Source organism: Streptomyces sp. (assembly GCF_036524955.1).
Taxonomy (GTDB): Bacteria; Actinomycetota; Actinomycetes; order Streptomycetales; family Streptomycetaceae; genus Actinacidiphila.
In genome coordinates, this window is record NZ_DATDBG010000159.1 from 1 (window position 1) to 12,251 (window position 12,251).

At 74.0% G+C, this 12,251-nt stretch carries 13 protein-coding genes; 2 read left to right on the forward strand and 11 right to left on the reverse strand.

Annotated elements, in window-relative coordinates; translation table 11 throughout:
- Positions 1 to 246: 246 nt before the first annotated feature.
- Entirely contained in the window at positions 247 to 1,869 is a 1,623-nt protein-coding gene (gene groL / locus VIW71_RS12725; RefSeq protein ID WP_331622236.1) for a chaperonin GroEL, read from the reverse strand.
- Positions 1,870 to 2,035: 166 nt separating this feature from the next.
- The gene (groES, locus tag VIW71_RS12730) at positions 2,036 to 2,344 is read right to left on the reverse strand and encodes a co-chaperone GroES (protein WP_033177833.1); all 309 of its coding nucleotides are present in this window, start codon (positions 2,342 to 2,344) and stop codon (positions 2,036 to 2,038) included.
- A gap of 232 nt (positions 2,345 to 2,576) precedes the next feature.
- Between groES and VIW71_RS12735 the strand changes: the two genes are divergently transcribed.
- Positions 2,577 to 3,752, forward strand: a complete 1,176-nt coding sequence (locus tag VIW71_RS12735; RefSeq protein WP_331622237.1) for a class I SAM-dependent methyltransferase — start codon at positions 2,577 to 2,579, stop codon at positions 3,750 to 3,752.
- A gap of 53 nt (positions 3,753 to 3,805) precedes the next feature.
- Here the strand turns inward: VIW71_RS12735 and VIW71_RS12740 are convergent, their stop codons facing one another.
- The 5 genes from VIW71_RS12740 to tsaB form a co-directional block, all read right to left on the reverse strand.
- The gene (locus tag VIW71_RS12740; protein WP_414720735.1) at positions 3,806 to 4,666 is read right to left on the reverse strand and encodes a polysaccharide deacetylase family protein; all 861 of its coding nucleotides are present in this window, start codon (positions 4,664 to 4,666) and stop codon (positions 3,806 to 3,808) included.
- Between the two features lie 97 nt (positions 4,667 to 4,763).
- A complete protein-coding gene (locus VIW71_RS12745) occupies positions 4,764 to 5,036 on the reverse strand; it encodes a hypothetical protein (protein ID WP_331622239.1) in 273 nt (90 codons plus the stop codon).
- Positions 5,033 to 6,196 carry a tRNA (adenosine(37)-N6)-threonylcarbamoyltransferase complex transferase subunit TsaD gene (gene tsaD / locus VIW71_RS12750; protein WP_331622240.1) on the reverse strand — a complete coding sequence of 388 codons (1,164 nt, stop codon included), beginning with the start codon at positions 6,194 to 6,196 and terminating at the stop codon, positions 5,033 to 5,035. Before tsaD ends, VIW71_RS12745 begins: the two co-directional genes overlap by 4 nt.
- On the reverse strand, positions 6,189 to 6,830 hold the full coding sequence (rimI, locus tag VIW71_RS12755; protein WP_331622247.1) for a ribosomal protein S18-alanine N-acetyltransferase: 642 nt from the start codon (positions 6,828 to 6,830) through the stop codon (positions 6,189 to 6,191). The genes tsaD and rimI overlap by 8 nt, the downstream gene beginning before the upstream one ends.
- Positions 6,831 to 6,886: 56 nt before the next feature.
- Complete coding sequence (gene tsaB / locus VIW71_RS12760) at positions 6,887 to 7,552, reverse strand: tRNA (adenosine(37)-N6)-threonylcarbamoyltransferase complex dimerization subunit type 1 TsaB (RefSeq protein ID WP_331622241.1); 666 nt, start codon at positions 7,550 to 7,552, stop codon at positions 6,887 to 6,889.
- A gap of 210 nt (positions 7,553 to 7,762) precedes the next feature.
- On the opposite strand from tsaB, the gene VIW71_RS12765 reads away from it, so the two are divergent.
- Positions 7,763 to 8,317 (forward strand): hypothetical protein, encoded by a 555-nt coding sequence (locus VIW71_RS12765; RefSeq protein ID WP_331622242.1) that lies wholly within the window; start codon positions 7,763 to 7,765, stop codon positions 8,315 to 8,317.
- 204 nt (positions 8,318 to 8,521) lie between these two features.
- Here VIW71_RS12765 and VIW71_RS12770 read toward each other — a convergent pair whose 3' ends face one another.
- The 4 genes from VIW71_RS12770 to alr form a co-directional block, all read right to left on the reverse strand.
- The gene (locus VIW71_RS12770; protein ID WP_331622243.1) at positions 8,522 to 8,731 is read right to left on the reverse strand and encodes a hypothetical protein; all 210 of its coding nucleotides are present in this window, start codon (positions 8,729 to 8,731) and stop codon (positions 8,522 to 8,524) included.
- A 159-nt stretch (positions 8,732 to 8,890) separates the two neighbouring features.
- Complete coding sequence (tsaE, locus tag VIW71_RS12775) at positions 8,891 to 9,448, reverse strand: tRNA (adenosine(37)-N6)-threonylcarbamoyltransferase complex ATPase subunit type 1 TsaE (protein ID WP_331622244.1); 558 nt, start codon at positions 9,446 to 9,448, stop codon at positions 8,891 to 8,893.
- Positions 9,449 to 9,459: 11 nt separating this feature from the next.
- The gene (locus VIW71_RS12780) at positions 9,460 to 10,653 is read right to left on the reverse strand and encodes an alpha/beta fold hydrolase (RefSeq protein ID WP_331622245.1); all 1,194 of its coding nucleotides are present in this window, start codon (positions 10,651 to 10,653) and stop codon (positions 9,460 to 9,462) included.
- A gap of 42 nt (positions 10,654 to 10,695) precedes the next feature.
- The gene (gene alr / locus VIW71_RS12785) at positions 10,696 to 11,859 is read right to left on the reverse strand and encodes an alanine racemase (RefSeq protein WP_331622246.1); all 1,164 of its coding nucleotides are present in this window, start codon (positions 11,857 to 11,859) and stop codon (positions 10,696 to 10,698) included.
- Positions 11,860 to 12,251 lie beyond the last annotated feature (392 nt).

Sequence of the window (12,251 nt, forward strand, 5' to 3'; positions counted from 1 at the left end):
TCGGGGCCCGGGGCGCAGCCACCCCGGGGCCAGGGGTCGGAACCCCACCCCGGCCTTCCGGGCGGGGCCACGCCGGGGCCGCAGCCAACCCCGGGGGTCCACGGCAACGTCCCCCGGGGCCCGGGGAAACGGCACGTTGGGGGTCCGGGGTGGAGCCCCCGGGAGGATGCGCTCAACACGGGTGAGGCCCGGCCGCCCCCGGAGGGGGTGGCCGGGCCTCACCCGTTCAAACTGCCCCGCAGTGGGTCAGTGGGAGTGACCGTGCCCGTGACCGGCCTCAGCCGGCTCCTCCTCCTTCTTCTCGACCACGAGCGTTTCCGTGGTGAGAAGGAGGGAGGCGATGGACGCCGCGTTCTCCAGCGCGGAGCGCGTGACCTTGACCGGGTCGATGACGCCGGCCTTCACGAGGTCGCCGTACTCACCGGTCGCCGCGTTGAAGCCGTGGCCCTTTTCGAGCTCGGCCACCTTCGCGGTGATGACGTACCCCTCGAGACCGGCGTTCTCGGCGATCCAGCGCAGCGGCTCGACGGCGGCGCGGCGGACCACGGAGACACCCGTCGCCTCGTCGCCGGTCTTGCCGAGGTTGTCGTCGAGGACCTTGACCGCGTGCACCAGGGAGGAGCCACCGCCGGAGACGATGCCCTCCTCGACCGCCGCGCGGGTCGCGGAGATCGCGTCCTCCAGGCGGTGCTTCTTCTCCTTGAGCTCGACCTCGGTGGCCGCGCCGACCTTGATCACGCAGACGCCACCGGCCAGCTTCGCCAGCCGCTCCTGGAGCTTCTCGCGGTCCCAGTCGGAGTCGGTGGTGCCGATCTCCGCCTTGATCTGCGCCACCCGGCCGTCGATCTCGGCCTTGTCGCCGGCGCCGTCGACGATCGTGGTGTCGTCCTTGGTGACGGTGACCCGGCGGGCGGTGCCCAGCAGGTCCAGGCCGGCCGCGTCCAGCTTGAGGCCGACCTCCTCGGCGATGACGGTCGCACCGGTCAGCGTGGCGATGTCGCCCAGCATGGCCTTGCGGCGGTCACCGAACCCGGGCGCCTTGACCGCGACCGCGTTGAAGGTACCGCGGATCTTGTTGACCACCAGCGTCGACAGGGCCTCGCCCTCGACGTCCTCGGCGATGATCAGCAGCGGCTTGGAGCCACCGGCCTGGATGACCTTCTCCAGCAGCGGCAGCAGGTCCTGGATCGAGGAGATCTTGCCCTGGTGGATGAGGATGTACGGGTCGTCGAGGACAGCCTCCATCCGCTCCTGGTCGGTCACGAAGTACGGCGACAGGTACCCCTTGTCGAAGGCCATGCCCTCGGTGAAGTCCAGTTCGAGGCCGAACGTGTTGGACTCCTCGACGGTGATCACGCCGTCCTTGCCGACCTTGTCCATCGCCTCGGCGATCAGCTCACCGACCTGCTTGTCCTGGGCGGACAGCGCGGCGACGGCGGCGATGTCGTCCTTGCCCTCGATCGCGCGGGCGGTGGCGAGCAGCTCCTCGGAGACGGCCTTGACGGCTGCGTCGATGCCCTTCTTCAGGGCCGCGGGGGAGGCGCCGGCCGCGACGTTGCGCAGGCCCTCGCGGACCAGCGCCTGGGCCAGCACGGTCGCGGTGGTGGTGCCGTCACCCGCGATGTCGTTGGTCTTGGTCGCCACCTCCTTGACGAGCTGGGCGCCCAGGTTCTCGTACGCGTCCTCCAGCTCCACCTCGCGGGCGATGGTCACGCCGTCGTTGGTGATGGTGGGGGCGCCGAACTTCTTGTCGATGACGACATTGCGGCCCTTGGGGCCGATGGTCACCTTCACGGTGTCGGCGAGCTTGTTGACGCCGCGCTCAAGGGCGCGACGGGCGTCCTCGTCGAACTTCAGGATCTTGGCCATGCCTGGAACTACCTCGTCTACTCGTCAAATCGCGTCGTCAAGGACGGCAAGGACGGTGGAACAGCGGTGAAGCGATGTGCGGGCCGCCGCACGGGACCGCCCCGGGCCCCGGCCTTGCGGACGCGGAAGAACCCGGGGCGGTGTCACGGCAGCAGGTGGAGCCGGCTTACTTCTCGATGATCGCGAGGACGTCGCGAGCCGAGAGCACGAGGTACTCCTCGCCGTTGTACTTCACCTCGGTGCCGCCGTACTTGCTGTAGAGCACGACGTCGCCGACGGCAACGTCGAGCGGCAGCCGGTTGCCGTCCTCGAAGCGGCCCGGACCGACGGCCAGGACGACGCCCTCCTGGGGCTTCTCCTTGGCGGTGTCCGGAATGACCAGGCCCGAGGCCGTGGTCTGCTCGGCGTCGAGCGGCTGGACCACGATGCGGTCCTCAAGCGGCTTGATGGCAACCTTGGTGCTGGCGGTCGTCACGATCCGACCTCCCCCTTCAAAGGGCTCACGGGAGTGTCTGTCAGGGTCGGCGACCTGGTAGGCCCGTCGTCGCGGGTGCCGGACCTGCCCGTCGCTGTCTTCTGGCACTCAGCGGTGTCGAGTGCCAGACCCGAGACTAGGACGCTCTTAGCACTCGGTCAAGCGGAGTGCCAGTGGTGTACCCGAGCGGGTGTGTCCGGCGACCGTCCGGGGTACCGCAGAATGACCCCTCGTGGATTCCGAGACCTTCACCGGCCTGCTGACCGATGCCGGGCAGACGCTCCTCGCGGAGCTGCGCGACCACGATCCGGCCGACGAACTCGCGGCGGCCACCCGGCTGCGCCGGACGTACGACGCCGCGCTGGTCTCCGCGGCGCTCGGGCAGGCGCGGCTGCGGCAGCGCGCGGTGGCGAAGTTCGGCGCGGCGGACGCGGCCCGGATGTACTTCACCCCGAACGGGGTCGAGCAGGCCACCCGCGCCTCGGTGGCCGCGCACCGGGCCGGGCGCTTCCGGGAGCTGGGCGTACGGCGGCTCGCCGATCTGTGCGGGGGCATCGGCGGCGACGCGATCGCGCTGGCGCGTGCCGGCATCGAGGTGCTGGCGGTGGACCGCGATCCGGTCACCTGCGCGGTGGCCCGCGCCAACGCGGCGGCGCTGGGCCTGTCGGACCTGATCGAGGTGCGGTGCGCCGACGTCACGGAGATCGACCCGCGCCCGTACGACGCGGTCTTCGTCGACCCGGCCCGCCGCGGTGTGCGCGGCCGGACCTTCGACCCGGAGGCGTACTCCCCGCCGCTGTCCTGGGCGGTGGGCGCCGCGCGTACGGTCCCGCACGCGGCGGTCAAGGTGGCGCCCGGCGTCCCGCACGAGGCGGTGCCCGCGGACGCGGAGGCGGAGTGGGTCTCCGACCGCGGGGACGTGAAGGAGGCCGCGCTGTGGTTCGGCACCGAACCGGGTTGCGTACGGGCCACCCTGCTGCCGTCCGGCTCCGCCCTGCGCGGCGGACCGTCGCCGCTGCCCGACCCCGCGGTGCGGCCGGTCGGCCGGTACCTGTACGAGCCGGACGGCGCCGTCATCCGCGCCCACCTGGTGGCCGCGGTCGCCGGCGAACTGGGCGGCGGCCTGATCGACCCCACCATCGCCTACGTGACCGCCGACGAGCCGCGGCCGACGGCGTACGCGACCGCGTACGAGATCACCGACGTGCTGCCGTTCAACCTGAAGCGGCTCAAGGCGGTGCTGCGGGAGCGCGGGGTCGGGGTGCTGACGGTGAAGAAGCGCGGCTCGGCGGTGGAGCCGGAGGAGGTGCGCCGCCGGGTGAGGCCGCAGGGGCCGCACCGGGCGACGGTGTTCCTGACCCGGGTGGCGGGTGCGCCCTCGATGCTGATCGGGCGGCCGGTGGCGTGAGGGCGTCGGACCCGTGAGGTGAGGGGGCGTCGGACGAGGGGACCGAGGGCGCGTCAGACGTAGTCCTCCAGGCGCGCCAGCGTGAAACCCTGGGCGGCGACCTCCCGCAGCAGGTCCGCGGTCATCTGGGTCATCGTCCGGCCCTCCATCTCCTGGGGGCCGTGGAAGTGCGCCAGGATGATGGCGCCCGGCTTGAAGGAGGAGGCGCCGTCGCCGTAGTAGACGGTCCCGGCCGGCTGCACGTTGTCGGTCCAGTTGACGATCGCCCGTATGCCGCAGGCCTTCGCGGCGGCGCGGGTGGTCTCGTTCCAGGCGCCGTAGGGCGGGCGGAACAGGCCGGGCGTGGTGCCGTACTGGCGGCTGAGCCTGGTCTGCTGGCCGCAGATCTCGGCGCGCTGCTGGACGAGGGTGCGGCTGCGCAGGTCGGGGTGGGTGACGGTGTGGTTCTCGATGCCGTTGCCCAGGGCCTTCAGCGGGGCGAAGTAGCGGTAGTCGTCTCGGACGAAACGGTCCGTCAGGAACATCGTGAACGGGACCTTGAGGTCCTGCATCATCTCGGAGAACCCGGGGTCCTTCTGGACGCCGTCGTCGATGGTGAGGAAGACCACTCTCTGGCTGGTGGGGAGGGGGGTCACCACGGGTACCGGGGGGCCGCGGGTGCGTACGGGCTTCACGGGGGGGCGCACCGGCGGCGGGGGCAGCAGCGGGAGGCCCCACTTGCGGAAGGCGGCGACCCGCGTCGCGTCGGGCGGGCGCGGGGCGGCGCGTCCGTGGGCCACGGCGACACCGGCGGACGGCACGCCGGCTCGGGTCGGCACCGGCGGCCGGGTGGACATCCCGGCCCCGGCCGAGCAGCCGGCGGAGAGCAGGAGGCCGGCGACGGCCAGGAGCGGAAGGACCGCTTTCACACGCATGTCGGGAGAGCCCTACCTACCTCGATACCGAACACCGCTGTCACGAGCGCGCAGCCGTGAGAAGACCTCGGCCGCGCTCACCCGGGTGATGCGTGATTCAATCAGCCGGTTCCACCGACACGGACACAAACCGCCAGTGGTGTATCTCACGCCTGATCAATTCACCCGCCGGATCGGGAAGTTCCGGCAGTTCCGCATCGTACGGCGCGTCCCACCATGTGAGCACCAACACACGGTCACCGGGTGCGGTCAGGAACTCCCGGCGGCGCGGCTCACCGGGCAGTTCGGCCGCCCGCTCCCGGGCCCAGGCGAGCAGTTCGTGGCCGCGGCCCTCGGCGGCGGCGGCTTCCCACATCAGGGTGACGGTCATCCGTACAGGTTGTCCTTGCTCAACTCGTGGACGTGGTCGTGGACATGGTGGTGCGCGGCCCGCTGGTCGCGTACGGGGACTGGTCCCAGGTCACCGGCCGGCCGGCTGTCGTGGCGGTGGCCCGGCACCGAGACCTCCGTCACCGGCAGCGAGGAGTCGGCGGGCAGGTCGAGGGTGGCGGCGGACCGGCCGCGGGCGACCATCTCGGCGCCGAGCGCGGCGACCATCGCGCCGTTGTCCGTGCACAGCCCGGGCCGCGGCACCCGCAGCCGGATGCCGGCGTCGGCGCAGCGTTCCTGCGCCAGGGAGCGCAGCCGGGAGTTGGCGGCCACTCCTCCGCCGATCATCAGATGATCGACGCCGTGGTCCCGGCAGGCCCGGATCGCCTTGCGGGTCAGCACGTCCACGACGGCCTCCTGGAAGGACGCGGCCACATCCGCGACCGGTACCTCCTGGCCGTCCCTGCGGCGCGCCTCGACCCACCGGGCGACCGCGGTCTTCAGCCCGGAGAAGGAGAAGTCGTACAGCGGGTCCCGGCCGCCGGTCAGACCGCGCGGGAAGGCGATCGCCTTCGCGTCGCCCTCGCGCGCGTACCGGTCGATGACCGGGCCGCCGGGGAAGCCGAGGCCGAGGACCCGGGCCACCTTGTCGAACGCCTCGCCGGCCGCGTCGTCGATGGTCGCGCCCAGCGGCCGTACATCGCTGGTGATGTCGGGGGTGAGCAGCAGCGAGGAGTGCCCGCCGGAGACCAGCAGGGCCATCGTCGGCTCGGGCAGCGCGCCGTGTTCGAGCTGGTCCACGCAGATGTGCGAGGCGAGGTGGTTGACGCCGTAGAGCGGCTTGCCGAGCGCGTAGGCGTACGCCTTGGCCGCGGACACCCCGACCAGCAGCGCGCCGGCCAGACCCGGGCCCGCGGTCACCGCGATGCCGTCGAGGTCCCGCGCGCTCACCCCGGCCTGGTCCAGCGCCCGCCGGATGGTGGGGACCATCGCCTCCAGATGCGCGCGGCTGGCGACCTCCGGTACCACGCCGCCGTAGCGGGCGTGCTCGTCGACGCTGGACGCGACGGCGTCGGCGAGCAGGGTGTGCCCGCGCACGACGCCGACACCGGTCTCGTCGCACGAGGTCTCGATGCCCAGGACAAGGGGTTCGTCAGCCATGGATCTCTGTTTCCTGTACGGCGGGGGCGGGCGCGGCGGGTTCGTGGACCGCGCCCAGGTCGGCGGCGTGCGGTACGGCGGGGTCGGTCGACTCGTACTGGGTGGCCGGGTCGGCCAGCCGCATGACGAGCGCGTCCACGTTGCCCGGCTGGTAGTAGCCCTTGCGGAAGCCGATGGGCTCGAAGCCGAACCGCTGGTACAGCCGCTGGGCGCGGGCGTTGTCGACCCGTACCTCCAGCAGCACCTCGTGGCACTCGGCGGCGGTCGCGGCGCGCAGCAGCGCGGTCAGCAGCCGGGCGCCCAGGCCCGTACCCCAGTGGTCACGGGCGGTGGCGATGGTCTGCACATCGCCGGTGCCGGCCACCACGGCGAGCCCGGCGTACCCGACGATCCGGCCGCCTTGGCGGGCTGACGCCCGAGCCCCTGGAGTGGGCGGCTGAGGGACGAGGTCGTTTGCGGAGGGAGAGAGCGGGAGGCCCGACCGGACAGGCGCCTCCGCGACCAGGTACGTACGGGTGGCGGCCGGGTGCCGGGCGTCGGCCAGTTCGGACCAGAACAAGCCGCGCGACCAGGCGTCCTCGGGGAACAGCCGGTGTTCGAGGGCGAGTACGCCGTCCAGGTCCCACCAGCGCATCTCGCGCAGCACGACACCGCTCACCCCGCCGGTACCGCCGACCCCGCCGACACCGCTCACCTCGGCAGTACCGCCTTGTAGCCGGCGGGCACCTGCGCGTCGGGCCGCCGCAGGTAGAGCGGAAGCGCGGGGGCGAACGGCTCACCGGCCGCGAGCCTGTACGCGGCGAGCGCGGCCAGCGCGCCGGCCGACTGATGCGCCGGGTCGGCCCGGTGGTCGGTGAAGGCCTCCGGGTAGAGCGCGGCGCCGGCCCCGACGGCGGGCAGGCCGGCGACCGATCCGGCGATGTCGGCCGGCCGGTCCACGGCCGGTTCGGTGACGCGGTGGCGCGGGCCGTCGTAGCGCGCCCAGTACACCTCCTTGCGGCGGGCGTCGGTGGCGACGACGAACGGCCCCTCGAGACCGGCCTCCCCGGCCGCCCACGCGAGCCCGTCCAGCGTGCACAGCCCGTGCACCGGTACGTCGAGGGCGTCGCCGAACGCGGCGGCGGTCACCAGACCGACCCGCAGACCCGTGTACGGGCCCGGGCCGACGCCGACCACGACGCCGGTGACCTCGGCGAGGGCGCGGCCCGCGGTCGCCATCACCCGCTCGACGGCGGGCACCAGCAGCTCTCCGTGCCGGCGGGCGTCCACCACGGTGGACTCGGCGAGCACCCGCTTCCCGTCGTGCAGGGCGGCGGTGACCGCGGGAGTGGCGGTGTCGAAGGCAAGCAGCAGCACGCTCCCAGCGTACGGCGCGCGCGCCGGGGGCCGGGGCGGCGGGCGGCACGGCTGCTACCGTCGATCCGGACAAATCGCCGTTATTCGGGGTGCTCGTTCGGTGCGCCCGGTGGTGCGCCGGGCACCCTCCCGGTTTGCACGCCCGGTTGCGCGCCGGCCGCGCGCCGCTCGACCGGGCGCGCTCGGGCGCCGCTCGACCGGAGGGAACCCGTGACACGCGTGGCAGGGATGAAGTCCGGCACCCTGGTCACCGGGCTGGTGGCGGCGGCGCTCGCCGCGGTCTGCGTACTGGCCGTGCAGGCGGCGGGCTCCCCCGCGGATCTGCCGCTCCAGGCGCGGGCGGCGCGGGCGCAGGGTGGTGGTGGCGGCGCCTCGGCGGGTGCCACCGACGCGCCGCCGGCGCGTTCCGGCACCGGGGAGCGCGTCGTCTACAGCATCGCCCGGCAGCGGGTGTGGCTGGTCGGGCCGGAGGAGCGGGTGCGGCGGACGTTCCCGGTGGTGGCGGGCGACGTGGCGCCGTCGGTCGGCACGCACCGGGTCTACGCCCGCCGCGCCACGGGCACCGGCGGCGACGGCGCGCCCGTCGAGCACGTGGTGCTCTTCGCGGTCACCGGTGGCGCGAACATCGGGTTCAGCGCGGCGACGGACTCCGCACCGCGGGACGAACCGGCCGGGCCGACGGCGGCGATCCGGGAGCGACGGTCGGACGCGGCGGCGCTGTGGGTGCAGGCGACGATCGGAAGCACGGTGGAGGTGGTGCCGTGACCGTGGGCGCGCGTTCCCCCGTACGGCGTACGCCGGTGGCGTCGCGGTGGGGTGACGTACGTCGGGCGCGGGTTCCTTGCCGCCGGGCCATGGCGCCGTCGGGCCGACCACGCCGGACCGGGCCCCCCGGACCGGGCCACGCCGACGCGCCACCGCAGGGCCGCGGTCCGGGGGGCGGCCGGCCGCCGTCGCGGGCCGGTGACGTCAGGCGGCGTCGCGGTCGTGCGCGGGCCGCACCCGGGGTTCGTGCGCGCCGGCCGCCGGCCTCGTGTGGTCCGGCGGCGTGCAGACCGTGCGCGCGGCCGCACACGACGCGAGCAGGTCCCGTACCGAAGGGACGGATGTCGGAGGGACGGGTGCGTCGAGGTGATGGTCCTGGGCGTCGTGGGGGTCCCGGTCCGAGGTGGCCGGCATGCGCGCCTCCCGAAGCAGAGGTGGTGAGGCAGCCCTCACCAGGTGCCTTGTCTCAGCAGAACACGGAGGCCCGCCCCGGCGCAACATTTTCCCGACAGCCTGTCGGCTTGTGTGTCGCGCGCCGCGCGCGCCTCACCCGGCCGGCACGGTCGAGCCCTCTCACCTGCCGAGTACCGTCAGGTCCTCCCCCGCCCACCGCGGTCCGACCCCGGTCACCGTCACCTCGCGAACGTCCTCCCCGCCGGCCTCGCCGCCCGCGCGGCCCGGGTCGCCGCCCACCGTGCGGGCGATCACCACCTGGAGCCGCGCCTCCGACAGGTCCTCGACCTTGCCCTCGCCCCACTCCACGACCACCACGGACTCCGGCAGCGACACGTCGAGGTCGAGATCCTCCATCTCGTCGAGGCCGCCCCCCAGTCGGTACGCGTCCACGTGCACCAGGGCCGGCCCGCCGGTCAGCGAGGGGTGGACCCGCGCGATGACGAAGGTGGGCGAGGTGACGGCGCCGCGGACGTTCAGCCCCTCGCCGAGGCCGCGGGTCAGCGTGGTCTTGCCCGCGCCCAGTTCGCCGCTGAGGAGCACCAGGTCGCCGGGGGCGAGCAGGGCGGCGAGCCGCCGCCCGAGATCGCGCATCCGCTCAGCGGTACGGACCGTGATCCGGACAGCGGGAGCGCCTTGTGCGGTGACGGCGGGGTACGGGTCGTGCGGTGTGCCCATAAGGGCGAATGCTACTTGTCGCCTGCCACGATGAGGTCGCGGAGCTCCTGCGGTACGGGCGCCCGTACCGCGTCGGCGGCCTTGGAGATCAGTGCGGCCAGCGCGGTGTTCACCAGCTCGGGCCGCTCGAATATCACCAGGTGACCGGCGCCCTCGACCACGATCAGCTCGGCCGCGGGCAGCTTCTCGGCGATCTCCGCGCTGTGCGCGCTGGGCGTCAGCAGATCCTTGTCCCCGGCGAGTACGAGTGCGGGCAGGCCGTCGAGCGCGGCCAGCGCGGCACCCTTCTCGTGCTCGGTGAAGGCCGGGTAGAACTCGGCGACCACGTCGATCGGGGTGGACTCGATCAGCCGCTCGGCGAACCGTACGACGGCCGGGTCCACGTCGTCCGAGCCGAACGAGTACCGCTTGACGACCCCCGCGAAGAGGTCGGCGGTGGCCCGCCTGCCCCGCTCCACCAGGTCCGCCTGGCTGCCCAGCAGCCGCAGCACTCCGGGAGCGAGCGCCCGGAAGGCCCGCGCGCCGGCGGCCGGCAGCCCCAGGGTCACCGCGGCGAGCTTGCCGGCCGAGGTCGAGAGGAGGGCGACGCCCGCGACGCGCTCCCGTACGTACTCCGGGAACTGGTCGGCGAAGGCCATCACCGTCATGCCGCCCATGGAGTGGCCGACCAGCACCACCGGGCCCTCGGGCACGGCCGCGTCCAGCACGGCCTTCAGGTCGCGGCCCAACTGGTCGATGCTCGCGGTCCGGCCGGCCGCCTGGTCCCGGCCGCGCTCGCTGCGGCCGTGGCTGCGCTGGTCCCAGTAGACGGCCCGCACGGTGCCGCGCAGGGCGTCGCGCTGGAAGTGCCAGGAGTCCTGGTTGAGGCAGTAGCCGTGCGAGAAGACGACGGTGACCGGCTGGGGGGCCGCCTTCGCCTGGCGCCGCAGCCAGCCGCGCACGCGTCCGGGCGGTTCGGCGGGGCCGGGGGCGGCGGCCTCCTCGATCTCGTAGTACAGCTCCGTGCCGTCCTCGGCGGCCACGATCCCGGGCGTGCCGCGCAGCGTCCCGTACGGCCCGGTCGCGTCCAGCGCGAGTTGCGCCTTGCGCCGCACCCCGCGGCCGACGGTGGCCCGCTCGATCGCCACCCCGGCGGCGGCCCCGGCTGCCACCACGCCGATCGCGGCGCCGACGAGTCCGGCCCGCTCCCACTTCATCTCGGCCATGTGCTCAGCGGCCTCCGGGTCGAGGCGTGTCCGTACCCCGGCTCATGGCCGTTCGCCCACGTAGACGCGCGGGACGCGGGGGCCGACGCGGGTCACGATCTCGTAGGCGATAGTGCCGCAGGCGCGCGCCCAGTCCTCCGCGGTGGGCTCGCCGCGGTCCCCCGGGCCGAAGAGGATCACCTCGTCGCCGACGGACGCGGCGTCGCCGCCGAGGTCCACCACGAACTGGTCCATCGCCACCCGTCCCGCCACCGTCCGCCACTTCCCGGCCACCAGCACCGGCCCCGCGCCGGACCCGTGCCGGGGCACACCGTCTGCGTACCCCATCGGGACCAGCGCAAGCGTCGTCTCCCCGGGAGTGACGTACTGGTGACCGTAGCTGACGCCGTGTCCGCCCGGGACACGCTTGACCGAGGCGAGGCGGGCGGCGAGCGTCATCACCGGCCGCAGCCCGAACTCCTCGGGCCCGCCGAGCTGCGGCACCGGGGAGATGCCGTACATCGCGACGCCGGGCCGCACGAGGTCGAAGTGCGACTCGGGAAGGGTGAGGGTGCCCGGGGAGTTGGCGATGTGCCGCACCTCGGGCTCCAGGCCGGCGTCCCGCGCCCGCGCCACGGCGGTGCGGAAGACGGTCAGTTCGCGGTCGATCGCGGGGTGGCCGGGCTCGTCCGCGCAACTGAAGTGCGCCCACACACCGGTGACCTTGATCAGCCCGTCGTGCTCGGCAGCGCGTGCGGCCCGGGTGAGCTCCGGCCAGTCGGCGGGCTGGGCACCGTTACGGCCCAGCCCGGCGTCGATCTTGAGCTGCACGCGCGCGGTACGGCCCGCGTCCCGTGCCGCCCGCGTCACCTCCCGCAGCGCCCACATCGCGCTCACCGTCACGTCCACGTCCGCCTCGACGCACGCCCGCCACGGCCCGCCCGGCGTCCACAGCCAGCACAGCACCCGGCTCCCGACCCCGGCCGCCCGCAGCGCCAGCGCCTCCTCCGGCGTCGCCACCCCCAGCCACCGCGCCCCCGCCTGCACCGCGGCCCGCGCACACGGCACCATCCCGTGCCCGTACGCGTCCGCCTTCACCACGGCCATGAACTCGGCCCGGGAAGCCCTCGCCCGCAACGCCCCGACATTCGCCCGCAGCGCGTCCAGGTCGATGCGGGCGACCGCCCGCGGCGCCGCTTCCGTGTGTTCGTCCTCCGTACCGTTCATCGGCCCCAGTCTCTCAGGCCCGGCCCGGCCCGCAGGGACCCCTGCCGCCCACCGCCACGCCGCTCCGCGGGCCACGGCACACTCGCGGCACCACCGCACACGAACAACCGGCACCGGCCGCCCCCACAACACGCCCCGGGACCACACCACCCGCGGCACCGCGGGGTACGGACGGGCACGGCCGGACACCCCCGCACAGCGCCCAACCCACAACAGCCACCGCACCACCGCACACGAACAACCAGCACCGGCCACCCCACAACACGCCCCGGGACCACACCACCCGCGCACCGCGGGGTACGGACGAGTGCGCGTCGCCGCGAAGGCGGAAGCCCGGAAGACATGCGGGCGGCGCCGGTTCGGCACCGCCCGCAGGCGCCCGGCGTCGGGCC